The sequence below is a fragment of the Brevibacterium yomogidense genome (genome assembly GCF_016107685.1).
Lineage (GTDB): Bacteria > Actinomycetota > Actinomycetes > Actinomycetales > Brevibacteriaceae > Brevibacterium > Brevibacterium yomogidense.
Genome location: NZ_JABASY010000001.1, coordinates 281,160 through 305,322 on the forward strand (window position 1 = coordinate 281,160; position 24,163 = coordinate 305,322).

Annotated in this window: 21 protein-coding genes; 6 read left to right on the forward strand and 15 right to left on the reverse strand. The window is 68.5% G+C overall.

Going from position 1 to position 24,163, the window contains the following annotated elements:
* The first annotated feature begins 186 nt into the window (after positions 1–186).
* Both JFC09_RS01200 and JFC09_RS01205 read left to right on the forward strand, forming a co-directional pair.
* Positions 187–1,107, forward strand: a complete 921-nt coding sequence (locus JFC09_RS01200; RefSeq protein WP_198392158.1) for a universal stress protein — start codon at positions 187–189, stop codon at positions 1,105–1,107.
* A 66-nt stretch (positions 1,108–1,173) separates the two neighbouring features.
* Positions 1,174–1,404 (forward strand): hypothetical protein, encoded by a 231-nt coding sequence (locus JFC09_RS01205; RefSeq protein WP_198392159.1) that lies wholly within the window; start codon positions 1,174–1,176, stop codon positions 1,402–1,404.
* Between the two features lie 24 nt (positions 1,405–1,428).
* On the opposite strand, the gene dnaB is transcribed toward JFC09_RS01205, so the two are convergent.
* From dnaB to JFC09_RS01220, 3 genes are all read right to left on the reverse strand, one after another.
* The gene (gene dnaB / locus JFC09_RS01210) at positions 1,429–2,778 is read right to left on the reverse strand and encodes a replicative DNA helicase (RefSeq protein WP_198392160.1); all 1,350 of its coding nucleotides are present in this window, start codon (positions 2,776–2,778) and stop codon (positions 1,429–1,431) included.
* Positions 2,779–2,882: 104 nt separating this feature from the next.
* Entirely contained in the window at positions 2,883–3,353 is a 471-nt protein-coding gene (locus JFC09_RS01215) for a VOC family protein (protein WP_198392161.1), read from the reverse strand.
* Positions 3,354–3,569: 216 nt separating this feature from the next.
* On the reverse strand, positions 3,570–3,710 hold the full coding sequence (locus JFC09_RS01220) for a hypothetical protein (protein WP_198392162.1): 141 nt from the start codon (positions 3,708–3,710) through the stop codon (positions 3,570–3,572).
* Between the two features lie 159 nt (positions 3,711–3,869).
* Here JFC09_RS01220 and JFC09_RS01225 point away from each other — a divergent pair, with 159 nt between their 5' ends.
* Genes JFC09_RS01225 through JFC09_RS01235 form a run of 3 tightly spaced genes read left to right on the forward strand, consistent with a single transcriptional unit; the run spans position 3,870 to position 7,178 of the window.
* Positions 3,870–4,583, forward strand: coding sequence for a TetR family transcriptional regulator (locus JFC09_RS01225; protein ID WP_332839601.1), 714 nt, complete (start codon positions 3,870–3,872; stop codon positions 4,581–4,583).
* Positions 4,580–5,518 (forward strand): ABC transporter ATP-binding protein, encoded by a 939-nt coding sequence (locus JFC09_RS01230; RefSeq protein ID WP_198392164.1) that lies wholly within the window; start codon positions 4,580–4,582, stop codon positions 5,516–5,518. Before JFC09_RS01225 ends, JFC09_RS01230 begins: the two co-directional genes overlap by 4 nt.
* A 25-nt stretch (positions 5,519–5,543) precedes the next feature.
* Positions 5,544–7,178 carry an ABC transporter permease gene (locus JFC09_RS01235; protein ID WP_198392165.1) on the forward strand — a complete coding sequence of 545 codons (1,635 nt, stop codon included), beginning with the start codon at positions 5,544–5,546 and terminating at the stop codon, positions 7,176–7,178.
* A gap of 135 nt (positions 7,179–7,313) precedes the next feature.
* Here the strand turns inward: JFC09_RS01235 and JFC09_RS01240 are convergent, their stop codons facing one another.
* The 7 genes from JFC09_RS01240 to JFC09_RS01270 all read right to left on the reverse strand — a co-directional run bounded on the left by JFC09_RS01240 (position 7,314) and on the right by JFC09_RS01270 (position 15,239).
* Complete coding sequence (locus JFC09_RS01240) at positions 7,314–8,294, reverse strand: NADP-dependent oxidoreductase (RefSeq protein WP_198392166.1); 981 nt, start codon at positions 8,292–8,294, stop codon at positions 7,314–7,316.
* Between the two features lie 269 nt (positions 8,295–8,563).
* The gene (locus JFC09_RS01245; RefSeq protein WP_198392167.1) at positions 8,564–9,916 is read right to left on the reverse strand and encodes an ABC transporter permease; all 1,353 of its coding nucleotides are present in this window, start codon (positions 9,914–9,916) and stop codon (positions 8,564–8,566) included.
* Positions 9,913–10,689, reverse strand: a complete 777-nt coding sequence (locus JFC09_RS01250) for an ABC transporter ATP-binding protein (protein WP_198392748.1) — start codon at positions 10,687–10,689, stop codon at positions 9,913–9,915. The genes JFC09_RS01245 and JFC09_RS01250 overlap by 4 nt, the downstream gene beginning before the upstream one ends.
* 193 nt (positions 10,690–10,882) lie before the next feature.
* Positions 10,883–12,358 carry a tripartite tricarboxylate transporter permease gene (locus JFC09_RS01255; protein ID WP_198392168.1) on the reverse strand — a complete coding sequence of 492 codons (1,476 nt, stop codon included), beginning with the start codon at positions 12,356–12,358 and terminating at the stop codon, positions 10,883–10,885.
* A complete protein-coding gene (locus JFC09_RS01260; protein ID WP_198392169.1) occupies positions 12,358–12,831 on the reverse strand; it encodes a hypothetical protein in 474 nt (157 codons plus the stop codon). The genes JFC09_RS01255 and JFC09_RS01260 overlap by 1 nt, the downstream gene beginning before the upstream one ends.
* A gap of 156 nt (positions 12,832–12,987) precedes the next feature.
* Positions 12,988–13,962, reverse strand: coding sequence for a hydroxymethylglutaryl-CoA lyase (locus tag JFC09_RS01265; RefSeq protein WP_198392170.1), 975 nt, complete (start codon positions 13,960–13,962; stop codon positions 12,988–12,990).
* 5 nt (positions 13,963–13,967) lie between these two features.
* Positions 13,968–15,239 carry a hydroxymethylglutaryl-CoA reductase, degradative gene (locus JFC09_RS01270; RefSeq protein ID WP_198392171.1) on the reverse strand — a complete coding sequence of 424 codons (1,272 nt, stop codon included), beginning with the start codon at positions 15,237–15,239 and terminating at the stop codon, positions 13,968–13,970.
* A 327-nt stretch (positions 15,240–15,566) separates the two neighbouring features.
* Between JFC09_RS01270 and JFC09_RS01275 the strand changes: the two genes are divergently transcribed.
* The gene (locus tag JFC09_RS01275; protein ID WP_198392172.1) at positions 15,567–17,033 is read left to right on the forward strand and encodes an Abi family protein; all 1,467 of its coding nucleotides are present in this window, start codon (positions 15,567–15,569) and stop codon (positions 17,031–17,033) included.
* Between the two features lie 31 nt (positions 17,034–17,064).
* Here the strand turns inward: JFC09_RS01275 and JFC09_RS01280 are convergent, their stop codons facing one another.
* The 5 genes from JFC09_RS01280 to JFC09_RS01300 all read right to left on the reverse strand — a co-directional run bounded on the left by JFC09_RS01280 (position 17,065) and on the right by JFC09_RS01300 (position 24,133).
* Positions 17,065–19,167 carry a helix-turn-helix domain-containing protein gene (locus JFC09_RS01280; RefSeq protein ID WP_198392173.1) on the reverse strand — a complete coding sequence of 701 codons (2,103 nt, stop codon included), beginning with the start codon at positions 19,165–19,167 and terminating at the stop codon, positions 17,065–17,067.
* A gap of 3 nt (positions 19,168–19,170) precedes the next feature.
* On the reverse strand, positions 19,171–20,484 hold the full coding sequence (locus JFC09_RS01285; protein WP_332839602.1) for a DUF445 domain-containing protein: 1,314 nt from the start codon (positions 20,482–20,484) through the stop codon (positions 19,171–19,173).
* Between the two features lie 49 nt (positions 20,485–20,533).
* Entirely contained in the window at positions 20,534–21,208 is a 675-nt protein-coding gene (gene npdG / locus JFC09_RS01290; RefSeq protein ID WP_198392174.1) for an NADPH-dependent F420 reductase, read from the reverse strand.
* Between the two features lie 104 nt (positions 21,209–21,312).
* Entirely contained in the window at positions 21,313–22,929 is a 1,617-nt protein-coding gene (locus JFC09_RS01295) for a uracil-xanthine permease family protein (RefSeq protein WP_198392175.1), read from the reverse strand.
* 175 nt (positions 22,930–23,104) lie between these two features.
* A complete protein-coding gene (locus JFC09_RS01300) occupies positions 23,105–24,133 on the reverse strand; it encodes a TIGR03842 family LLM class F420-dependent oxidoreductase (protein ID WP_198392176.1) in 1,029 nt (342 codons plus the stop codon).
* Positions 24,134–24,163 lie beyond the last annotated feature (30 nt).

The following is a 24,163-nucleotide window of genomic DNA, read 5'->3' on the forward strand; positions in this document are numbered from 1 at the left end:
GGTGTGCCGCGCCTCGAGTGAACCGACGTGAGCGAACGTATCGACGGCCCCTGTCACGCAGCGTCATCCCCGTCACGCGATTTCACGGGACGTCACATGACGACGCACGGATTGACAGCGACGTGCCCACCCCGCTTCCCGGGCAGGCCCCTCGGGCGCGGGAAGAGCGACACGTAGTGTGGGGGCATGACGACGTCTCGCTTCACGCTCGCACCCGTCGATGTGCTGGTCGGGGTGGATGGGTCGGAGAACAGCGAACTGGCGCTCCACACAGCACTGTCGATCGCCCGGGAGCACGGCCTGTCCGTGCGGTTGGTGGGCGCCTACAACGTTCCCGTGATCCCTCATCGCCATGCCCCGGTGATCTCGCATGATCACCACCGCGGGGTCGCACACGCAACGCAGGACCGCCTCGAGGAGTACGCCGCTGCGGCGCGGAGCACCGGCGTCGACGCGGTGGCACAGGCCATCGAGGGGGATGCTTCCGGAGTACTCGTCGACGCGAGCCGCTTCGCACGGCTCACCGTGGTGGGCAGGCGTGGACGCAACAACACTCCGGGGCGACTGATCGGCACCGTGTCCGGCAGGCTCGTCGCGCACGCACACTCCCCCGTGCTCGTCGTTCCCCTGGGACGCGAAGACGACACGCACCCGGCTGTTGTGAGCGAATCCGATAAGGACATCGTCGCCGGAGTCGACCTGGGATCAACCGCTCAGCCGGTTGCAGAGGCGGCGGCCACAGCCGCCGAACTGACCGGAAGCCGCCTCACACTGCTCTCCGTCGCTCCCGCCGGAACACGCTGGCCCCTGTCCGAGGAGCGACGCGACGAAGCCGATGCCGAGCTGCGAGCTGCGCACTCCCAGCACTTGGACGAGCTCACGGCCACGGTCGCCGCAGCACACCCTCAGCTCGAGGTGCGTTCCCGTGTGGAGGACGGTTCACCGGCGGAGGCGCTCGTCGCGGCGGCTCGGACTGCGCATGCGGTGGTCGTGGGCACTCGAGGCCGCGGAGGGTTCGCGAGCCTGCTGCTGGGGTCGGTGAGCCGGGACGTGTTGAACGAGGCGGCCGCTCCCGTACTGGTCGTCCCCACGAACCGCCGCCGGTGACAGTGACCGCAGCGTCCTCAGAAGGTAGCCTGGATCCAACAAGCCCCCTTGCTTAGGAGGATCCTGATGAGTGAAGACGCTCAGGCCAAGGCCCAAACCGTTCAGCGCGTGTTCGAGACGGTACTCAGCTGGGAGGAGTCGGCACCGCGGGAGAAGATCCGCGACAAGTTCGACGAAGGGCTCGCAGAAGCGGGCGTCTCCCTGCCTGATGAGCAGATCGAGGCCCTCGTCGACCACGTGGCCGACCGGAGGGGCCCGGCACAGGTGACGGATCTGATCGATCTGCCGAGTTCCTGACCCGCAGAGACCGTGAGGGTCGTCCTACCGCGGCATGTCGACGAAGCGGGAGCGTGCGCCCTGGAACGCGACCGGGATGTCGCCGGTCGGGCCGTTCCTGTGCTTCGCGACGATGATGTCGGCCTCACCCGCGCGCGGGTGCTCCTTGTCGTACATGTCCTCGCGGTGGATCAGCAGCACCATGTCCGCGTCCTGCTCGATCGAACCGGACTCACGCAGATCGGAGATCATCGGACGCTTGTCCGTACGCTGCTCCGAAGAGCGGTTCAGCTGCGACAGTGCGATGACCGGCACCTGCAGCTCCTTCGCCAGCAGCTTGAGCGAACGGGAGAACTCCGACACCTCCTGCTGACGCGACTCCACGCGCTTGCCCGACGACATGAGCTGCAGGTAGTCGATGACGACCATCTGCAGGTTGTGCTGCTGCTTGAGGCGGCGGCACTTCGCGCGGATCTCCGGCAGCGCCATGTTGGGCGAGTCGTCGAGGAACAGCGGCGCCTCGTGAATGCGCCCCATCGTTGTCGCGACTGTCGTCCAGTCCGACGAGTCGAGCTCTCCGCGACGCAGGTTCTGCAGGGGGATCGCCGTCTCCGCGCTCAGCAGGCGTAGCCCCAGTTCGTCCGCGGACATCTCGAGCGAGAAGAACACGGTCGCCCGCGAGTTCTGGATCGCCGCAGAGCGCACGAAGTCCAGCGCCAGCGTCGACTTCCCCACACCGGGACGTGCGGCGATGACGACCATCTGCCCCTCGTGCAGACCGTTCGTCAGGTGGTCGAACTCCTCGAAGCCGGTCGGCACACCCGCAGGGCCGTCCACGTTGTCGCTGAGCTTCTCGATGTTGTCGACGACCCGGTCGATGACGGGGCCCAGTGCCTGGTAGTCCTCCGTCGTGCGCCGTTCGGTGACCTGGTAGATCTCCGCCTGAGCACTGTTGACGAGTTCTTCCGCATCACCTTCCGCGTCGAACCCCATCTGGACGATCCGGGTGCCCGCTTCGACGAGCTTGCGCAGCAGTGAGGTCTCACCGACGATCCGCGCATAGTAGCCGGCGTTCGCCGCTGTCGGGACGGATGCGATGAGGGTGTGGAGGTATGCCGCACCGCCGACCCGCGCCAGGTCGCCCGACTTCGTGAGGGAGGCCGCCACCGTCACCGCATCCGCGGGCTCACCCTTCGCGTAGAGGTCGAGGACTGCTTCGTGGATCGTTTCGTGCGCCGGCTTGTAGAAGTCTTCCGGACGCAGCACCTCGATGACGTCCGCAATCGCGTCCTTGGACAGCAGCATGCCGCCCAGCACGCTCTGCTCCGCCTCGACGTCCTGCGGTGGCGTCCGCAGCCCTGCGTCCGACCTCTGCCACTCGCCCGATTCGCTCACTCACACGTCCTTCACTCAACACACACTGCTTGCCGTCAGCGCATCTCAGGCTATCGTGCCCGGGCCCTCCGCGATGACCACGCGGAGGCCGTCCGAGGCCGTCCTCACCACTCCATGACGAAGATGCAGAACGGGTGCCCGGCCGGATCAGCGTAGACGCAGATCGGTTCTGCCGGATCGTCGGATTCGTCACGGATGAGTGTGGCCCCGAGGGCGAGCGCCCGATCGTGGCACTCCTCCAGTTCCGCCTCCGTCGCGACCGTGAAGTCCAGGTGCAGCTGCTGCGGCACCTCTGTGTCCGGCCACGTGGACCGCGGAACCCGCGCCGCGTACTGGAACGCCAGCATCTGCCCGGCGGCACGGGGGCTGGCGCTCTGCCTAAGACCCTGCCGTGAGCCAGGACTGCGGATGATCTGCCACTCGTCCGCGTCGTCGTCCTCCGGCCCGTTGCCGGGTGCATACTCCCACCCCAGCAGCCGCCGGTAGAAGTCCGCCAGCCCGTGCACATCCACGGTGTCGAGCACCGTGGACCTCAACCGCGGATACGTGGTGTGGGAGCCATCGTCGTCTCTCATGCACCCCAGTATGGGCACCGCCACGGACACGGGGAAGGCGCCGGAGGCCGGGGACCGGGGGCCGGGCGTCTGGAACCGGGCGCACGAGAACAGGGGCCGGAACGCGGCGGAGGCACGGGACCCAGCCGGGACCTCGGGCACGGGATGTCTTCGCGGCCCCATCAGCGAGTGAGTGCGATTCGGCCACCCCGCCGCAAGAAATTGGCCGAATCGCACTCACTCGCTGTACCCGGAGGAGACCGCGCACCCGGGCCCCGGCTCCCGGTACAGCAGCACCTGCTGGATGCGTGCGCTGTCGTCCGCCGAGTACACGCGGTAGTCCGGCCACGGCCCCGCGACGATCGGACCCCGCGACAAGAGCACTGAACGCGGGCGGGATCCCGTTCAGCGCTCTTGTCGCGCACCCTGGAGCGCCCTACCGTTATGACCACCTGGCTTAATGCACGTTCAGCAGCGTCGCTGGAGCAGTCAGCTGCACCGCCTGAGCGCGCGGCCACGACCAGGGGAGGTGACAGCGTGACCTACGAGTACCGCGGGCAAGACCGGGACGTGACGGGCACGGAGCCCGGGGGTGCCGAAAGGATCCGCACCGCCGCGATCGATCTCTACGGGCGGCACGGGTTCGACCATGTGACCCTCAAGGACATCGCCGCAGCGGCGGGCGTCTCCGCGCCGCTCGTCATACACCACTTCGGGTCCTCCGCAGGACTGCGGGAAGCATGCGACGAACACGTGGCGGAGTCGGTGAACCGGTCGAAGACGGCGTCCGTCCAGCGGGGGCACCTGCCGCGCAACTACGTGCTGGAGCTCATGCACTCGCAGAAGCACCTGCTGCTGTACCTCTTCCGCGCCTTCGCCGCCGGCGGTGAGGAAACGGACCGCCTCTTCGATCAGCTCGTCGACGACTCGCTCGTCTACACCGCGGCCGGCGAGGAGCTGGGCCTCGTGCACCCGTCGTCGCACCCGCACCGCCGTGCGGTCGTCATGCTCGTCCAGTCGTTCGGCGCTCTGCTGCTGCACCGGCAGATCAAGCGGCACTTGGGTGTCGATCCAGTCGACGGGCCGCCGGAGGACCTCGCTCCCTATATGGCGGCGCTCGTGGAGCTGTACACCCAGCCGCTCCTCAACGCTGATGTCTACCGGAACCTCATGGATATGAACGTCTCCTCAGCCGCACACACCGAGGCGACGCGCCCTTCGCCACAGCGCACGGAAGGACCACCCTCATGACCACGACGCACCCGTCCCTGTCGCGGCCCACCGCCACGCACCCGGTGATCAGCGCTCGGGCACTCACGAAGACCTTCGGCACCGTCCGGGCACTGGACGGACTCGACCTCACGATCGGGCACGGGGAGGTCCACGGCTTCCTGGGGCCCAACGGTGCGGGGAAGTCCACCACCATCCGTGTGCTGCTGGGGCTCCTGCGCCCCGATTCCGGCACCGTCCAGATGTTCCGGCGCGACCCGTGGAAGGACGCCGTCGAACTGCACCGCCGGTTGGCCTACGTCCCCGGTGACGTCGAGATCTGGCCGCACCTGACCGGCGGCGAGGTCATCGACATGTTCCTCCGGTTGCGGGGAAACTACAGCGCCCGTCGCCGCAACGCCCTCATCGACCGGTTCGAACTGGACCCGCGGAAGAAGGCCCGCACGTACTCGAAGGGGAACCGGCAGAAAGTCGCCCTCATCGCAGCACTCGCCGCGGACGTCGACCTGCTGCTCCTCGACGAGCCCACCGCCGGGCTCGATCCCCTCATGGAGGCCGTGTTCCAGGAGGTCATCCGGGAGAAGAAGGAGGACGGGACGTCAGTCCTCCTGTCCAGTCACATCCTGTCGCAGGTCGAGGCGCTGTCCGACCGGGTGTCGATCATCCGGGCCGGCAGGATCGTCGAATCCGGGTCGCTGACGGACCTGAGGCACATGACCCGGACGACTGTCGAGGTCGAAACCGCGCAGCCTGCCGACGCCATCGCGCAGCTGGACGGCGTCCACAGCTTCCGGACGGAGGCGGGCCGCACGGTCTTCGACGTCGACGGCGACCGGGTCTCCCAGGTCATGAGCGCGCTCGCACCGCTGGGAGTGCGCTCACTCATCGCTCACCCGCCCACGCTCGAGCAGCTGCTCATGCGCCACTACGGCGACGCGCCCGCCGCCCGGCACTGAGTGCAGAACCGCGAGGAGCCACGCCATGTCCCTCACCACACACCCTCCCCGCCGCGGCAGTCCCCTCACCGCCGCTGGCACGCTCGTGCGGTTCCTGCTGCGCGTCGACCGCATCCGTGCGCTCGTCTGGGTGCTGGGGATCGGGGCGATGGGCTTCTACTTCGCCCACGCCGTCCAGGTGGTCGCGAGTGACGACGCCGCACTCGCGGAGCTGGCGGGCCTCTACGCGGATCCTGTCGGCCGGATGATGGTGGGTCCCGGCTTCGGAATGGACGACCCGACGTACGAACGGTTCTATGCCGCCGGATACGCCTTCGTCCTGTACATCTTCCTCGCGCTCATGAGCGTCTTCACGATGATCCGCCACACCCGTGCGGACGAGCAGGCCGGCCGCGCGGAGCTCATGCGCGCGAACGTGGTCGGCCGTCACGCCACCCTCACCTCGGCGTTCGTCGTCACGATGCTCATGGTGCTCGCCGCCTCCGTCCTCATCGCAGGCGGCGCGCTGTCCGCAGGTTTCGCGTGGGAGGGCTCCCTCCTCATCGCGGTGACCGGGACAGCGGTCGGCTTCTTCTTCGCGGGTGCCGCGGCCGTGTCGGCGCAGCTGAGCGAATCGGCGCGTGGGGCCTCGGCGATGGCCGGCGGACTCATCGGCCTGGCCTACCTCGTCCGGATGGCCGGGGACGCGCCCGAGGTCGGGGGCACCGCCCTGTCGTGGGCCTCCCCACTGGGGTGGGCGCAGCAGACCGCTCCCTACGTCGACGACCTGTGGTGGCCCGTCCTGCTGCTGGCAGGCGGTGGGCTGGTGCTGTCCGCGCTGGGGTTCTGGCTGTCGACGAGGCGCGACGTGGGCGCCGGGATCCTGCCGGCACGGCTGGGGCGCGCCGAGGCCCGGCCGGCCCTCGGCACCCCGCTGGGACTGGCCGCCCGGTCCCTGTGGGGGACGCTGCGCGGGTGGGGCATCGCGCTGGTGCTCGCCGCGCTCATGTTCGGCGCCTACGCGCAGACGATGATGGACGCCGCGGATTCCCTCCCGGCGGAGATCGCGGACGTCTTCGCCGGTGAGGACATCATGCTGGGCTACCTTGCGTACATCGCCCTCTTCATGGGGGTCTTCGCCCTGGCCGCCGGGGTGAGCAGCATCCAGCAGATCCGCGGCGAGGAGGCGCACCACCGCGCCGAATACGGCCTGTCCGCCCCGATGAGCCGCACCACCTGGCTGGGTGCGCACCTCACCGTCGTCGTGGTGGGGGTCCTCGTCATCCTCGCCGGCGTCGGGGCGGCGATGGGTCTGGGTGCCGCAATGGTCCTCGAGAACGACGGCGGCGCCTACGTGGGCGACCTGTTCCTGGCGGCGTTCCTGCAGGCCCCGGCCGTACTCTGTGTCGTCGGGGTCGTCACGGCGCTGTTCGGCTGGCTGCCCCGGGCCGCCGCACCCGTCGGGTGGGTGATCGTGGGCTTCACCGGGCTCATGAGCACGTTCGGCGGGCTGCTGGACCCGCCGGAGTTCGTGCTGGACCTCGATCCCTTCCACCACCTCGCGGATTTCCCCGTCGAACCGATCGCGTGGGAGCCCATTGCGTGGCTCACCGCGATCGGGGCCGCGGGCATCGTGGTCGGGCTGCTGGGCTGGCAGCGCCGCGAAATCGGCCGGATCTGAGGCTCCCCGCCGCCGAGGCCCCGGTTCCGGTTCCGGTTCCGGTTCCGGTCGCAGTTCCGGTCGCAGTTCCGGTTCCAGTTCCGGGACCTGTCCCCGGAACGACCGGGGCGCCCAGGTGTCAGACCGCCAGGACCGTCAGCGGTCGTCGGCTGCGATCGTGAGGACGAGCTTCCCGGTGGTGCGGTTGGTCTCGCCGGCTTCGTGGGCGCGGGCCGCCTCGGTCAGCGGGAAGGTCTGTGCGATCGTCGCACGCAGCTTCCCCTCCTCGACGAGTGAGGCGATCGCCTGCATCCCGGCGTGGTCGGCCTCGACGAGCATGCACTGCGCGCGCACGCCCAGTTCCGCCGCCTTCTCCTGCAGGCCCTCCGCGGGGACGGGCACCGTCGAGACCATGATCCCGCCGGGCCGCAGCGTCTCCAGGGAACGCAGCTGGTTATCGCCGCCGATCGTGTCCAGCACGACGTCCATGTCCTTCGCGGCCTCCACGAAATCGGTCTCGCGGTAGTCGATCGTCTCGTCCGCACCCAGCTCCCGGAGGAAGTCGTGCTTGGGGGCGCTGGCGGTGCCGATGACGTACGCACCGCGCGCCTTCGCGATCTGGACGGCGGCGTGACCGACCCCGCCGGCCGCCGCGTGGATGAGGACCCGGTCGCCCTCCCCCAGCCCCGACGCGTCGACCAGGCACTGCCACGCGGTGAGCGAGACCAGCGGGATCGCCCCCGCCTGCACGTGATCGATCGCGTCCGGCTTCGGGACGAACGCCCGGGCACGCCCGACGACGTATTCCGCGTGGGATCCTGCCCCGTACGGGTACGGCAGCATGCCGAACACCTCGTCGCCGGGCGCGAAGAGGGTGACGCCCAGGCCGACCTCCTCGACGACGCCGGACAAGTCCCAGCCCAGCGTGTAGGGAGGGTCGTCCAGGAACCTGCGGCCGCTGCGGTGCTTCCAGTCCGTCGGATTCACACCTGCCGCGTGGACGCGGACGAGGATCTCGCTGATGCCGGGCTTGGGGCGCGGCACCTCCACCTCGTGGAGGACGTCGGGACCGCCGAACTCCTCCTGCCGCATAGCCTTCATCGTCGGCTGATCCTTCTGACGTGCGTCTTCGGACATGTGTGCCCCCTCGTGTTCTGACTCGTCGAGTTCCTACTGATCCGTGCAACCGGGCCGTAGCCCGTGCACTCTCTTCTACGGAGAAGGCTACGCGGCATCAACACGGGTGTCCCAGGGGACGGGCGAATCCAGCGGTTGCCTGAGAGGGCCCGGGTCGCTGATCCGGGCACTCGTGCACGTTCACAGGAAGGAACAGCGGTGAGCCTTCGAAGTGCCATGCTCGCGCTTCTTCGGATCGGACCGATGTCCGGCGCGTGAAGACCTGACCCTCACGCGGGTTCGGCCAATGTCACCCTCCGCACGGTGGGGCGGGTGAGCTGGAGGCCGCCACGCAGCACCAGCATTCCGATGCCGACCGTCGACAGCATGACGAGGAAAGTCACCGGTGACATGACCAGTGCGAACCCTGCCAGCGGGAGGACGAGCAGCAGCCCCAGGCCCGCGGACAGGGCGGACACCCACACGACCGGCATCATGGTGGCCCGCACGGTCATCGCAGCCACCGTGGATTCGTCCATGCCCGCCGCGTGCAGCTCGCGATACGTGTCCGCGCGGTCGTGCACCTGCGCCGTCTGGTTCACGACGGCGGACACGGTGATGAACAGCAGCGCGATGCCCAGAGTGAGCAGGATGCCCGTCCGCATGTCGCCGGCCAGGAACGTCTCCGGCCCGCTCATCCCGTCCATGTCGTCGATCCGCACGAGCATCGACACACCTGTGCCGGTCACGACCGCGATGAACGACGTCATCGCCAGCCCGGACACCTGCCGCCAGTACTGCTTGGGGGCGTCCGACACCAGCCGTGCGGCGATGAGCCTGTCCGCGGTCCTCGCCCGCTGCCCGCCCCAGTGCGCGACGAGCCTGACGAACAGCACGCCCAGCAGGTCGACGACGACGAGTGCGGTGACGAGGGCGAGCAGCAGGCAGACGACGACCATCGCGAGCCCCTGCGACGACTGCAGCAGGTTCACCAGCGCGTACGCGACACCCAGCCCCACGACGCCTGCGATCAGCCGCACCCACGGGAACCTGCGCTCGAGCGACCGTGTGCGGACTCCCAGCGGCGACACGACCAGCCGTCGCAGGCCCACCACCGCCGAGGCCGCACTCACCACCACGAGCACGCCCACCGCCGCGAGCAGTGCCCACCACGGGAGGATCATCTGCGTGTAGCCGAGCCCTTCCCCCTGGAACGGGATCATGCTGACGGGCAGCAGGAGCACGAAGTAGCCCACGACGCCTGCAAGCGCACCGACGACCGCGACGGTCACGGGACGTGAGACCGCGAGCACCGTGATCGTCCGCGGTGAGGCCCCCAGGAGGGACAGCCCGGACAGGCGGTCGGTCTCGCTGCGGGCGGCGAGGTTGGCGGCGGCCTGTCCCAGCGTCATCGCCGGGACGAGGAGCAGTGCGGTCGCGATCCCGGCGAGCACCTTGTAGGTCGCGAGGATCCCCGATTCGTCGGCGGCCGTGTCCCATTGGAGGAACGCCCACAGGCCTCCGGCCACCGTGAGGAACAGCGCGGAGCACGCGGCGAAGGCGACGGCCATGAGGATGCCCTGCGCGGACAGCACGGTGCGGGCACGGATGAACAGGGGCAGCAGACGGAGTGCCTCCCTCATCGGGCACCCCCTGCAGCGGCGCCCGGTGCAGCTGTTCCCGGTGTGGAACCGCCGACGGTGGCACCCGGCGCGACACCGCGCGTGCTCCCACCTGCGGTGTCGGCCACGATCAGGCCATCGGACAGGCGGACCGTGCGCGCACAGGTGGCGGCCACGTTCTCGTCGTGGGTGACCATGACGAGGGTGCGGCCGCGTCCCACGGTCGTATCGAGGAGGATCCGCAGGACCTCTGCGGAGGTGCGGGAGTCGAGGGCGCCGGTGGGTTCGTCGGCGAAGACGACCTCGGGTTCGGTGATCTGGGCGCGTGCCACGGCGACGCGCTGCGCCTGGCCGCCGGACAGCTGGCCGATCCGCTTGTGGGCGTGCTCCGCGAGTCCCAGGCTCGCCAGCCATTCCCGCGCCCTGCCGGTCGCCTGCGCCCGATTGGCTCCTGCGAGCATCGCGGCGACGGCGACGTTCTCCTCCGCGCTGAGCTCCGGCAGCAGGAGGCCCTGCTGGAAGACGAAGCCGAACCGCTCCCGGCGCAGGCGCGTGCGCTGGTCCGGGCTCAGGGAGGTGACGACGGCCTCGGCGGTGGTGCCCGGCTGCAGGGAGACTGTCCCCGCGTCGGGCAGGATCATGCCGGCGAGCACGTGCAGCAGAGTCGTCTTGCCGGACCCGGACGGGCCCATGATCGCGAGCGACTGCCCGCGGGGCACCGCGAGGTCGACCCCGGCGAGCGCGCGGGTGGGCCCGTACTCCTTGACGAGGCCGCGAGCGGCGAGCGCGGGCATCCCCGAGGCCGGGTCATGTCCGCCTGCGGGCGGCGGTGCCGTGGGGGTCGGAGGAAGGTCTGCGGGGAGGTGAGAGGCGTCGGTCATGACCCCATCCTCCGACGGCGGAGGCCGTCACCGCACGGGTGACGGCCTCCGGACCGGGTGGGGAAATCCTCAGGTGACGCGGTGATCCGCTCACGTGGTCAGGGGGTCATCCTCCGAACGCGGCGAGGATGCCGGGGACGGACAGGACGGCGACGTAGTAGCCCATGAAGAGGACTCCCGCGTGCACCTTCACCGTGCGGATGAGCATGCCGCCCACCAGTCCCACGGCGGTGACGACCATGAGTCCCAGCAGGCCGCCCTCCCACAGGCTCACGACCACGACGAGTCCCACGAACGCGGCGATGATCGCTTCGTGGCTCACCTTCGTGACGACGAACTTCGCCGCCGCGTGCGCGTACCGCATGGCGAACGGGTAGGCGATCGCCGTCGCGCACACCGCACCCAGGAGGGCGAAGATGAAGAAGTCGAACGTCGTGAGATGGTTCGAGATGTTGTTGACGATCCCGGCATCCGGGTTGGTCTCGAACACCGGCGGCGCGTTGAACAGCGGAGCCGCAGGTCCCGCGGCAACCGGGCTGAGCGGCAGGCCGAACGCGATGAGCGGGATGAGGGTCTCTGCGATGTACGTCGACTCCGTCGTGCCGTTCTTCGCGGTGATGACGCTGGTGACCCGCTGGTAGCCCTGCTTGATGCGGGCACCGACGATCTCACCCATGAGCACCGTGACGGCGACGGGTGAGAAGACGAAGGTCGCGCTGGAGACGACGGAGGTCGCGGCGGTCGCCGTCACCTGCGTCTTATCGAGCACCTTGAACGGGTTGGGGAAGGTGCGTCCCGCCTGCTTCGCGCCACCGGCAGACGCGCCGCCAGCTGACCCGATACCCGCCGAACCGCCGGCAGCCGCAGCACTCCGGGAGCCTCCCGCCGCGGGGCGGACGTCCGGTGCGAGGAACACGTGGGAGGGCCCCTTGCGGCGCATCTCCTTGCGGTTCTGCGGCACGAGCACGGTGACGAGGTCGTAGATCATGGGGCCGATCGCGACGCCCAGGAAGTAGCTGATCGACAGGGAGACCTCGAAGCTGCCGGTCCACGCCTGGAGGCCCAGGATGAATGCGACGAAGGGCACGAGCGCGACGACGCCGCCCAGTTTCGCCGGCGACGAATAGGCGATGCCGGCGGCGGCGATGAGGAAGATCCAGGGTGCGAACGAGGTGATGAGGTCACCGAACGGCGACAGGATCCACGCGAAGAGCACCGCGCACGGGATCGCGATGAACGCGGAGATGACGGCACCGGAGATCGCCTTGCGCAGCGCCAGGTGGGGAAGCCCCAGCGCTCTCATCTTCGCGGCGTCCTCGAGGATGGGGACGGCCAAGGTGTCGCCGGGTATGCCCAGCAGCATGGTCGGCACCGCGTGCGTCATGTGCTTGGAGATCGCCGCGGCCATGAAGAACGTGAAGACGCCCGCCGGCGGCACCCCGATGAGGATGACGACGAGCGTGAGGGGGGCGATCGTCGCTGTCTCGTCCGTGCCGGACACGACGCCGATGAGCGTGAAGACGATCGCGCCGATGAGGCCCATGAGGACCGCGATCGGCAGATCCTGGAGGAGCAGTTCCATCAGTGGTCTCCTCCTGCTCGGCCGTGCTGGGCGGCGCGGGATTCGGCGTCGCGGAAGGCGTCCGTGAGGCCTGCGGCCTCCAGTTCCCGGCGGGACAGGTTCGTGGCGTCCTCGAGGGTGCCGAGTCCGCGCGGGCCCTCACCCAGGTCGTCGATCGCCTGGGCGAGCTCACCGGATTCGTCCGCGTCCTCGCTGATGATGCGGGCAGGGGATGTGAACTTCGCGGTGATGACTCCGGCGAGCAGGCAGCCCAGGATGCCGGTGATGAGGGACCACACGTCGACGAGGTGCTCTTCGACGCCCAGGAGGTCGACGACCCAGCGGCCGCCGTACAGTCCCAGCAGCCCGCAGGCCACACCCACGACGACCCCGACCAGGAGGCGTTTCCCGCGGACGGTGTCACCCCATACGTGCAGGTACTCGCCCTGCTGCTCCGCAGTCTTCGCTGCGTCCCCTTCTGGTGCGCGCGACATTGCGTCCCCTCTCATCGAAAATGCGTGCCGGGCCCCGGCGGGGCCCAGTGCACGTCGGACCCCGCGGACGGGGTCCAGTGTCTGTCAGACCCCGCAGGGTCACGAGCGTGTCTCACCCCTTGCGCAGGGTGATCTCGCCACGGGCAGGCCGCCGGGTCAGTTCCCGCCGGTCTGCCGGGTCAGTGCGCGCTTCACCGACGATGCGGACGTCCGTCCGATCGCCTGGTCCACCGCGTCCGAGGCCCCCATGAGCTTCGTGAGGTCGATGCCCGTCTCGTAGCCCATGCCGTGGAGCATCCACAGCAGGTCCTCGGTCGCGAGGTTGCCGGTCGCCCCGGGGGCGAAGGGACAGCGTCCCAGTCCGCTCGCCGAGGCGTCGAATTCGCGGACGCCCGCGTCCAGAGCCGTCCGGACGTTGGCGAGTGCCTGACCGTACGTGTCGTGGAAGTGCAGTGCGATCCTATCCGCACCGATACCCGCACGGTCCATGTCTGTGAGCAGGGCCTCGGTCTGGCCTGCGTGGGCGACGCCGATCGTGTCGGACACGACCACCTGCCCGCACCCTGCTTCGAGGAGCCGCAGGGAGGCGTCGATGACGGCGGCGGGGTCGACGGGGCCCTCCCACGGGTCGCCGAAGCACATCGACAGGTAGCCGCGCGCCCTCACGCCCTGCTCCACTGCGGCCTGCGCTGTCTCGACCGCGAGGTCGATCGATCCCTGCAGGGTGGTCCCCATGTTGGCGCGGGCGAAGGATTCCGTCGCGGAGGCGAACACGCCGATGTCCCGCACACCGGCCTCCAGCGCGCGGTCCAGGCCCCGCAGGTTGGGGACGAGGCTCAGCAGGCGCAGTCCGTCGCGGGCGGGGAAGGCCCCGGCCACGGCCTCGGCGTCGGCCATCTGCGGCACCCGGTCCGGGTGCACGAAGGAGGCGACCTCGAGGGAGGTGACGCCCGCGTCCAGCAGGGCAGAGGCGAGGTCGATCTTGAGGAGGGCGGGCAGGGCCTGGGGCTCCGCCTGGAGGCCGTCGCGGGGGCCCACCTCGTGGACGGTGACCCAGCGGTCCGCGGAGTCCGCGGGCCGGGAGGTGCCCGCGTCGAGCGGTCCGGTGAGGACGTATCGGTCGTCGGGCATGTCGCTCAGCCCTGCTCGGAGCGGAGGATCGCGAGGATCTCCTCCGCCTTGTCGCTGCGGACCGTTCCTGAGGCCACCAGCCGGGCCGCGACCTCGCTCACCTCGTCAGCCTGGGCACCTGCGGCGACGGCGACCGTGCGGGCGTGGAGGGTCATGTGGCCGCGCTGGATGCCTTCGGTGGCGAGCGCGCGGACGGCGGCGGCGTTCTGGGCGAGGCCCACGGCCGTGATGACGCGGGCGAGCCGGTCCGCGGATTCCGCGCCGATGATCTTGACGTTCGACTGCGCGACCGGGTGCGATCGGGTCGCGCCGCCCACCAGTCCCACGGGCATCGGCACTTCGAGCGTGGCCTCGAGGTCGCCGTCCGCGTTCTTCTCGAAGTGGCTGAGCGCGGTGTAGCGGCCGGTGGCGGAGGCGTAGGCGTGGCAGCCGGCCTCCACGGCGCGGGTGTCGTTGCCGGTGGCGAGCACGACGGCGCTGATGCCGTTCATGATGCCCTTGTTGTGGGTGGCCGCGCGGTACGCGTCAGCCTCCGCGAAGGCGGCGCCCTCGATCATGCGGTCGGCGACCTCTGGCCCGCCCAGCGATTCCGCGGTGAAGACGGCTCGGGCGCGGACGAGGCGGCGGTCGGCGAGGTTCGTGAGGATCCGCAGGCGCGCTGTGCCGCCGGCGATGTCCGAGATGAGCTCCGACGTCCGCTCGGCCATCGAGTTGACGGCGTTCGCGCCCATCGCGTCGCGGACGTCGACGACGAGGTGGACGACCACGTGGATGCCGTCGGCCGTGTCGACCAGGCGAGGCAGGATGTCGACGCAGCCGCCGCCCAGCTTCACGAGGAGGGGGTCGACCTCGTTCGCGGAGGCGATGAGCTCGTCCCGGCGTTCGAGGATGCGGGACTTCGCAGCCTGCGGATCCTCGACATCCACGATCTGGACCTGCGCCTGCATGATGGGCCCCGTGGAGGAGGTGTGGAAGCCGCCCGAGGCGTGGGCCCAGCGGGCCGCGTTGCTCGCCGCGGCGACGACGGAGGGTTCCTCGGTGGCCATCGGCACGAACACGCCCTCGCCGTCGACGATGAAGTTCGTCGCGAGTCCCACGGGCACACCCAGGACGCCGATGACGTTCTCGATGAGCACGTCCGCAGCGTCGACGGTCAGGCCGTCCGTGGGTTCGAGCGCCTGCAGGTCAGCGGCGTCGAGGCCCGTCCGCTCGACGAGTCCCTCCCGGCGCTGCGCGGGGGTCAGATCCTTCGTTCCGGACCAGCGTGACTGGGTCACAGTGCACCTCATTCGATGAGTCGGCGAACATCCTCGTTCGCAGGCGACCGGCGGATCGGGGTGGGTGTCCGCACGGCACGCCTGCTGATGTCGCCAGACTAGGGGCCGGGGGCCACCCGGGATATGTGGATCCCACACATGAACGTGAGACGTAAACGTGGTTATCGCACTGTGAAGTACTCCGATCCCGCGAAGCTGCTCCGTGTCCTTGTGAAGACCTTCCTGGAATGGACACGCCACACAGCGAACAGCTACAGTTGTGACATCACGACTGGCTCGTCATCCCCGGCAAGGGGAGGCGGCCAGTTTTCTTTATAGGCTACGGACATGTCCAGCACGTACGCCAAGCGGTTCCTTTCGCTCGAAGAGCAACTCGAACGCCTCGTCGAACGCGGCATGTATGTGCGTGATGCCGAATGGGCGCTCAGAAGACTTCAAGCGATCGGGTACTACCGCCTATCCGGGTACTGGTATCCCTTCCGAGAGCGATCCGACAGCCCCTCCCAACCCAGGCCTTCGACGTTCTCCGACGGGACGACGCTCGATGAGGTCGTCGACATCTATTGCTTCGACGAGCGTCTCCGCGCCATGATGCTCACCGCAATCGCGCGGATCGAAATCGCTTTGCGCTTCTGGGTGGGGCATCGACTGGGTCGACGAGGACCATTTGCTCATACGGACGCGGAACTGCTTGATCCGTCATGGAGCAAACGGGAGGAGAGAGCCTGCAGTCGCCCCGATGCGTCTGGGTGTTCTTGGCAAGTCAGCGCACACAGTGAGTGGCTGGCGAAGCAGCAACGAGTAGAAGAGATCTCGAACGAAGCGTTCGTCGCGCATATCCACAACAACTACGGCAAGCCACTTCCGATCTGGACCGCGACAGAGACGATGACATTCGAGTCGCTCAACCGGCTGTACACGAATATGACGCCTCAGGACCGAGAGCAGATCGCGGTTGAGTTCGACGTGCTCCGGGAGGATGGCAACGGAGATGTCTCGACATTCGCCAACTGGATAGAGCATCTGCGACAGAGCCGGAACATCTGTGCGCACCATGCCAGGCTGTGGAATCGCAACCATTCCGCACCGCTTGCAGTACCTCATTCATCGCCGGAACTTCAGCATCTCCTGTCACCTCACGTGCACGAGGACGGTACGCGCGATATATCGCTGGGTGTACGTCGTGTCTACGGGACCATCACTCTCGTGGCGTATCTACTGGCTCGAATCGACTACTCGAACCAGATGCGAGACGAGCTGTTGGAACTCGTGTTGAAATTCGCGGCCGATCATCCCAGGAGGATGTCGGCTATGGGATTTCCCGCGAACTGGCGCGATGAAGCGATCTGGAGCAAAGACTACGGAATGTCCTCAGAGATGCGGACCCAGGCTCGACTGCTCCGACAAGTCGATTTGCTGTACACGAAGGACGCCGCGAACCAGCTGCGGAAGAAGGAAACTGAGGGAGGTCGTAGATCCCTGCTCAACTACTATCGCAAGAAGGGAGCTCTCTTGTCGGTACCTGGTGCGAGCGCCCACCGTTACCCTGCCTTCCAGTTCGACCCTTCGACAGGCGACGCCAAAGAGATCGTCGTCCTCGCCAATCGCCGTCTTCAGGAGGGGAAGCAGGGCACCGACGGTTCGCGCTGGGGCACGTTGGCATGGTGGCTCACACCTCTCCATTCTCTAGGTGAGAACACAAGCCCTCTCTACGCACTGGAATCGAACTTCTTGACGAAAGAGGTCCTCGACCGAGCCCTCGCGCCGCGGAATGACGAACGGTCGAGACTCTGAGGTCTCTATCTCACCGCATCCCGTATGAGGCTCATCCGCGGGGAGCCCGGAGTCTGCGGTCCAGACAGACGAGCCGCACCGCGGCCTCCGTGAGGAAGGCGCGGTCGGGGCTGCGCCACGACGGGCCCAGCAGCCCGTCCACTCGCCGCAGCCGCTGCGAGACCGTGTTGACATGGAAGCTCGTCGCCTCCGCCGTGGCCCGCAGATTCCGGCCGGAGCGGAAGTACGCCTCCAGCAGGGGCAGATCGTCCGTGTCGACCAACGGCCCGATGACAGCTTCGACGAACGCGTCGAGCGCACGGCGATCCGGGCCGAACAGCGTCGCGTATGGCTGGAGTTCCGCCGCCTCGACCACGTGCCCCGACCATTCCAGGGCCTCCACGACCGCCAGCAGGTCCGCAGCCGAACGGTGTGCGCGCCGCACGTCCGCGAGTACGGTCTCCTCACGACGTGTGCCAGTATCCGTGCCCGACCGACCCTCGGAAGGAAGTGAGGGGTCGACGCGTGGGGCCGTGTCAGGAGGTGCGGTCGCCTCGGACGAGGAGGCCGCCTCGGCGACCAGCGTCGCGTGGATCGCGGTGAGGTCCGCGACCTCCGCCATCCTCCGGTCGAGGACTGCGAGGACCGGCTGCGCCGACTGCTCGTCGGTGAGCGCACAGAGCTCCCCCGCGTGCATGCCGAAGACGACGCCCCGCAGCCCGGATGCGCTGCGCGCGTGGAAGGATGCTGCGACCCCGCGCAGGTCCGGTGCCGCGCCTCGGACCACGATGAGATGGCGTGCCTCCGCGAGGGGAAGCCCCGCGGCCGCCATCTGGTTCGCCGTGACCGCGGATGATGCGCCTGTCCCGCTCAGCAGTGCGGAGAGCAGACGGTCACGATGGCGGTCCTCCCGCAACCTGGTCGCCGTTGCGAGCAGGTGCGCGAACGCGCAGACCTGCGCGCCCCTCACAACGGTCTCCGGATTGAGCAGCGGCGATCCGTGCGGTGCGCGCAGCACGTGCAGACGCAGCTTTCCTGCGGTACGGGTCTCGACAGTGACGACCGCCTCGGTCCCGGCGGAATCGGGGGTGGGGACGAAACGAGCTCCGGCGGCCGGCGGCGGGAGGGAAGACGAAGCTCCTGCGTCGAAGGTCTGCGAGCCGGACGCAGCGACCACCTCACCCGCCTCGTCGACGACCACGAGACCTCGTGCCACAGCCTCCGCCAGCGCGGCGATCACCTCGTGGACGTCCTCACCGGACAGTACCGCGTCGAACAGCTCGTCCACGACGTCCAGTACCCGCCGCTGATCGCGGAAGTACTGCTCCCACGCAGCGGCCTCCGCGACCGCTTCATCACCCGACCTCTCGAGGTCACCGAACCGCAGAGCGCGCAGGAGCGCGATCGCCGCATGGTCGGCGAGCGCGGACAGGACGGCGACCTCGTCCGCGGAGTACTCGTGCCGTGACCGGGTACCCACGAACAGGACGCCCAGGACCGTCGAATTCGCCACCAGCGGCACCCCCAGCAGGGAGACGACTCCCTCGTCGCGGACCACGGCGTCCATCGTCTCCGATCGGGTGAGACCGTCCTCGTCGAAGTAGTCGACCACGGCCTGCGGCTGGCGGGTCTGCGCGATCCGAGAAGCGAGGCCGATCCCCGTGGGGACGGGGAGTGCGGCGAAGTCCGACCGCGTCACGCCCCGCGTCGCACGGACCTTGAGCTCAGCCGTGTCCGGGTAGTACTCGGACAGGTACGCGAGGTCGGCGACGACCAGTCCGTGGGCTGCGCGCACCAGATGGTCGAGGGTCTCGTCGACACTCGTCGCATTCGCCAGCCGGCGCGCACTCTCTGCGACCGCGACCAGTTCGCGGCTGCGCCTGCGCAGCCCGGCGACCTCGTCACGTGCACGGCTGAGGCTTCCCGTGAGAGCCCCGGCCCCGTCATCGGGCAGGCCGAGCCGGTGGACGATGTCCGCAAGTTCGTCGGTATCCGGCCCCTCGGGCCGCACGACGGCGCCGATGAGGGCCTCGGCCGCGCGAAGTGCCGTCATGGCCCGGTCGTCGCGCTCCCGGTCATCGCCCTGCAAGGCATCGTCGTTCCGGTCATCGTCCTGGGACGCGTCGTCCCGGTCCCCGTCACCCAGCCGTGTCACCGCTCACCCGCCGGGCAGGACGAGCGTGAGCGCGTGGATCGCGATGCCCACGAGCGCACCGATCACGGTGCCGTTGATCCGGATGTACTGGAGATCGCGGCCCACGTACAGCTCGATGCGGTCGGAGGCCTCCTTCGCGTCCCAGTCCGCGATCGTGTCGGAGATGACCGACGCGATCTCCGGACCGAACGATTCGACGAGGTCACCCACGACGGTCGCGATCCGATCGTCCATCTCCGACGCGAAGGCACGGTCCGTGCGCATGCGGTCCGCGGCCTCGGCCAGCAGTGCCCGCACACGGGCGTGGACGGCCCCGCCCTCGTCGAGGACGGCCGCCCGCAGCAGGCGCTTGAGCGACGTCCAGATCTCCAGCACCGCGTCGACGACACCCTGCTGGGTGAGGAGGTCGTCGATGACCTTCTCCGCACGGGCCGACAGAGGGGTGCTGCCACGGAGATCCGCCGACAGTTCGATGAGCCAGGCATCCAGCGCCTGCCGTGCCCGGTGGAACCGGTCGTCCCGGACGTCCACCGTCCACTCGAGGACCTCGCGGCGCAGCCGGTTCGACACGACGTCGTTGACGAAGCGGGGAGCCCAGTCCGGGGACTTCTGCTGGACGATGTCGTCGATGACCTGCGGGTTCTGCGACAGCCACGCGTGCGCCTCACCGACCACCAGGTCGACGAGGTGGTGGTGCGCGCCCTCGTCCACGACCTCCCGGATGAGCATGCCCAGAGCCGGCGACTTCCGCGTCGACACAAGCTTGGGGACCAGCACGTTGCGTGTGAGATCCGCGATGGCCTCATCGTCCACCCGCGCCAGCACGTACTCGAGCCCCTGCCCCGCCCGCTGCACGACGATGTCCTGGTTGCGGGGGGACGCCAACCACTCCCCGGCCCTGCGAGTGAGCTCCGCGCTGCGGATCTTCGCAGACACCGTCGACGACTGCAGGAAGTTCACCGCGACGAAGTGGGAGAGGCTCGCGCCCAGCGTGTCCTTCTTCCGCGGGATGATCGCGGTGTGCGGGATCGGTATCCCCAGCGGGTGGCGGAACAGCGCCGTCACCGCGAACCAGTCCGCGATCGCACCGATCATCGCCGCTTCCGACGCGCGGGCGACGAAGCCCCACACCCCCGTCATGTCCGTGAAGAGGTGCACGACGAGGAAGATGAGCGCCGCGAGGACCAGCAGCGACGTCGCGAGCGTGCGCATCTTGCGCAGCGCGACGGCTCGTGCCGCGTCCTCTGCTTCGGTTCCCGCGCGGGCGGGAACCGGTGGCGATCCCAGAGGGCTCTGATCTGACGGTTCGATGGTCACGACCCAACGCTACCGCGCGAACGTGTGACGGAGGGCGGGAACAGCCCTGTCAGTCGAGCCCCGTGATGCGGAAGCCGGAGTGCGTCTTGTAGCGGATGTTGATGCCGATCAGGATCGGGGTGATCCCTTCGACCATCCGGCTCATCTCGAGCCGCCCCGCGTCGACCACCCGCAATCCCTCGATCGTGCTGAGGAGTGCGGTGACGGCGTCCTTGTCCGCCTTGCTGTTCCCGCAGATGAGCGTGTCCTGCTCCAGAGTCAGCTCCGGGTTCGCGAGGTCGTCCGCACTGAGCGTGTGCAGACCGGAGACCACGCGGACGCCGTCGGGGACCAGCGCGGCGGCCTGCTGCGCAGCGGATCCGTGCCAGACCCCTGTCAGCTGGGTCGGCCTGCCCCCGATCGCCGTGCCCAGCGGCACGCACGCGTCGAGGACGATCTGGCCCTCACGCAGCCGGTCCTTCACCGACTTGAGCGTCCCGGCCTGGCTGGCGAAGGGGACCGCGACGAGGACGAAGTCGGCACCGTCCGCGGCATCACCGTTGTCCGCGCCGCTGAGTGTCCCCGACGGGACGAGCTCCGACACCCGCTCCGCCGCGGCCCGGGCCCGCTCCGCATCCCGAGAGCCGATCACCACCCTGTGCCCGGCTCCGGCCAGCCGGACGGCCATGCCGTGACCCAGGTTCCCGGTACCGCCCAGGATCGCAACGCTCTTCGCCTCTGCCATCTCGTCTCCTTCTCCTTCGTCTCTCTGTGCGTGCGCGCGGGTGCAGCGCTGTCCGTCGTGCACGTGCGCTTGCGGCACGTGCACGACGGATCAGACCTGTGCGCTCACTCGCGGTCGGTGCGCCGCGCGTCCGTGCCGCTCTCGTCGGACAGGCCGACATGGACGTCGTACGCGGTGCGTCCGCCGTCGTCCCCCGGATCGGTCGGGACGTCGTGCGGGGTCTCCTCGACTATGAGGGCACCCGACTCCGTCCGCCCGAGCACGCGGTGCCCGTACAGCCCGTAATTCTCGCGCAGGCGCAGCGATTCGAGGCTGTCGTGCCCCGTCCCGCCCACGGAGATCGTCGTGCCGCCCACCGCACTGTCGGCCACGTCCTCCGCGGGCGCGAAGAGTCGGCAGACGTGGTACATCACGAGGACGACGATCGTGCCGAACGCGATGCCGGACAGCGTGAAGGTCTCCGTCACGACCAGGCTCACGTCACCGATCGCGATGATGATGCCCGCAGCGATCGGGACGATGTTGATGGGCTTCGAGAAGTCCACCCGGTTCTCGTTCCAGATCTTCGCGCCCAGCAGCCCGATCATGCCGTAGAGCACGACCGTGATGCCGGCGAGCACGCCGCCCGGTGTCGCGGAGATGATCGCACCGAACTTGGGTGAGAAGCCGAACACGATCGCCACGAGACCGGCGACGTAGTAGGCCGCGGTGGAATAGACCCGCGTGTTCGCCATGACGCCGATGTTCTCCGCGTAGGTGGTGGTCGGCGAACCACCGATGGAGGTCGCCAGGACCGTGGCCACACCGTCGGCCGCGACTGCGCGCCCCATGTAGGGGTCGAGGTGATCGCCGGTCATCTCCTCCACCGCCTTCACGTGCCCCACGTTCTCCGCGACGAGCGCGATGACCGCAGGCAGCATGAGGATGATGAAGGCGGCGTTGAACTCCGGCAGGTGCCAGCCGACGACTCCGGCTGCAGCATCCGTGGCCGGCGGGAAGCCGATCCACGGCGCGTCCACCACCCCGGACCAGTCCACCCGGAAGTGGGTGTCCACGACGTCCGTGCCCGCGTTGTACGCGGTGATCTGACCGAACACACGGTCGAAGACCCACGACAGCGCATAGCCGAAAGCCAGGCCCAGCAGAATGGCGATCCGCCCCAGGAATCCGCGCAGAGCAACGGACATGAGGATGATGACCACCATGACGATGACCGCGATCCACTGGTCCTGCGGCCAGTACACACCTGCGACGACCGGTGCGAGGTTGAACCCGATGAGCAGGACGACCGCACCCGTCACCACCGGCGGCAGCACCTTGACGAGGATGCCCGCGCCCAGGATGTGGATGAAGACACCCACGAGGGCGAGGACGATGCCGGCGATGAGGATCGCACCTGTGATCTGCTGCGGGGTGCCTCCTTGTGCGCTCACCGCCGCGACGCCACCCACGAATGCCGCTGATGTGCCCAGATAGCTGGGCACCTTTCCGTTCACCATGAGCAGGAAGATGATCGTCGCGAAACCGCTCATCATCACTGCGAGCTGGGGGTTGAGCCCCATGACGATCGGGAAGACGAACGTCGCCCCGAACATCGCCACGACGTGCTGGGCGCCCAACCCGAAGGTCCGCGGCCAACTCAGCCGCTCACCGGGTGCCACCGCGCGGCCCGGGAGGACGCTCTTCCCATCCCCGTGCAGCTTCCATCCGAATGCTGACATGTCTCACTCCTCGTCCGGCACACCTTCGGGCCGTCTCAGGTGCAGTCGGCGTCGGTGCCGGGCTGCACGTCCATCACTTCTGTGACGCTGTGGATGCCTTCACGGCGTGCGGGGTGTTCCCGCACGCCGGGGCATCGGATAGGAGCTGATGCGTGTGGTCAGGGAATGGGCGTTGTTACGACTTCGCCTGCAGCCGCTTCGTGAACGCCGGAATCAGGGTCTCCCCGTACACCCGCAGGGTCTCCTCCTTGTTGTCGTGGTCCAGGTACCCCGCGAACTGCGTGACACCCAGCTCTTCGTACTGCCGCAGCTTCTCCGCGTGCTGCTCCGCCGTGCCGATCACGCAGAACCGCTCGACGATCTCGTCGGGGACGAAATCGACGTGGGTGTTCCCGGAGCGGCCGTGGTCGTTGTAGTCGTAGCCTTCCCGACCCTCGATGTAATCGGTGAGCGCCCTCGGTACGGTTCCGTCGGATCCGTACCGCGTGACGATGTCCGCGACGTGGTTGCCCACCATGCCCCCGAACCAGCGGCACTGGTCGATCGCGTGCCGATAGCCCTCCTCCGTGCCGTCCGTGACGTAGAACGGTGCGGCCACGCAGAACGACACCTCGTCGGGGTCGCGCCCTGCCGCTGAGGCGGCGTCGCGCACGGTCTTGATCATCCACTCCGCGATCTCGATGTCGCCGCACTGCAGGATGAAGCCGTCGCCCGTCTCACCGGCGATCGCCAGCGCCTTGGGCCCGTAGGCGGCGACCCACACGTCCAGCTCGGAATCCTCCGACCAGGGCAGGCGGATCTCCGCGTCGTTGATTGTGACGGACCGGGAGTTCGCCAGTTCGCGGATCACGCCGATCGACTCCCTGAATTCCCGCAGGGTGACCGGCTTCTTGTTCATGACGCGCAGCGAGGAGTCGCCACGGCCGATCCCACAGATCGTGCGGTTGCCGAAGTGGTGGTTGAGAGTCGCATACGTCGACGCCGTCACCGTGAGGTCCCTCGTCGCGGGGTTCGTGACCATCGGGCCGACGGTGATCCGCTTCGTGTGCTCGAGGATCAGGGAGTACAGGACGTACGGCTCCTGCCACAGGATGTGGGAGTCATAGGTCCAGAAGTGGCTGAATTTGTGCTCCTCCGCCTTCTTCGCGAGCGAGACGGTTCTCGATGCGGGCGGGTTGGCTTGGATGACGACACCGAAATCCATTGCTGAATCTCCTTCGATTCGATGGGATCC

What these genes read in the sequence shown, in the direction of transcription:
- JFC09_RS01200 (WP_198392158.1), top strand. Translation starts at nt 187, where the DNA reads ATGACGACGTCTCGCTTCACGCTCGCACCCGTCGATGTGCTGGTCGGG.
- JFC09_RS01205 (WP_198392159.1), top strand. Translation starts at nt 1,174, where the DNA reads ATGAGTGAAGACGCTCAGGCCAAGGCCCAAACCGTTCAGCGCGTGTTC.
- JFC09_RS01215 (WP_198392161.1), bottom strand. Translation starts at nt 3,353, where the DNA reads ATGAGAGACGACGATGGCTCCCACACCACGTATCCGCGGTTGAGGTCC.
- JFC09_RS01230 (WP_198392164.1), top strand. Translation starts at nt 4,580, where the DNA reads ATGACCACGACGCACCCGTCCCTGTCGCGGCCCACCGCCACGCACCCG.
- JFC09_RS01235 (WP_198392165.1), top strand. Translation starts at nt 5,544, where the DNA reads ATGTCCCTCACCACACACCCTCCCCGCCGCGGCAGTCCCCTCACCGCC.
- JFC09_RS01240 (WP_198392166.1), bottom strand. Translation starts at nt 8,294, where the DNA reads ATGTCCGAAGACGCACGTCAGAAGGATCAGCCGACGATGAAGGCTATG.
- JFC09_RS01245 (WP_198392167.1), bottom strand. Translation starts at nt 9,916, where the DNA reads ATGAGGGAGGCACTCCGTCTGCTGCCCCTGTTCATCCGTGCCCGCACC.
- JFC09_RS01250 (WP_198392748.1), bottom strand. Translation starts at nt 10,689, where the DNA reads ATGCCCGCGCTCGCCGCTCGCGGCCTCGTCAAGGAGTACGGGCCCACC.
- JFC09_RS01255 (WP_198392168.1), bottom strand. Translation starts at nt 12,358, where the DNA reads ATGGAACTGCTCCTCCAGGATCTGCCGATCGCGGTCCTCATGGGCCTC.
- JFC09_RS01260 (WP_198392169.1), bottom strand. Translation starts at nt 12,831, where the DNA reads ATGTCGCGCGCACCAGAAGGGGACGCAGCGAAGACTGCGGAGCAGCAG.
- JFC09_RS01265 (WP_198392170.1), bottom strand. Translation starts at nt 13,962, where the DNA reads ATGCCCGACGACCGATACGTCCTCACCGGACCGCTCGACGCGGGCACC.
- JFC09_RS01275 (WP_198392172.1), top strand. Translation starts at nt 15,567, where the DNA reads ATGTCCAGCACGTACGCCAAGCGGTTCCTTTCGCTCGAAGAGCAACTC.
- npdG (WP_198392174.1), bottom strand. Translation starts at nt 21,208, where the DNA reads ATGGCAGAGGCGAAGAGCGTTGCGATCCTGGGCGGTACCGGGAACCTG.
- JFC09_RS01295 (WP_198392175.1), bottom strand. Translation starts at nt 22,929, where the DNA reads ATGTCAGCATTCGGATGGAAGCTGCACGGGGATGGGAAGAGCGTCCTC.
- JFC09_RS01300 (WP_198392176.1), bottom strand. Translation starts at nt 24,133, where the DNA reads ATGGATTTCGGTGTCGTCATCCAAGCCAACCCGCCCGCATCGAGAACC.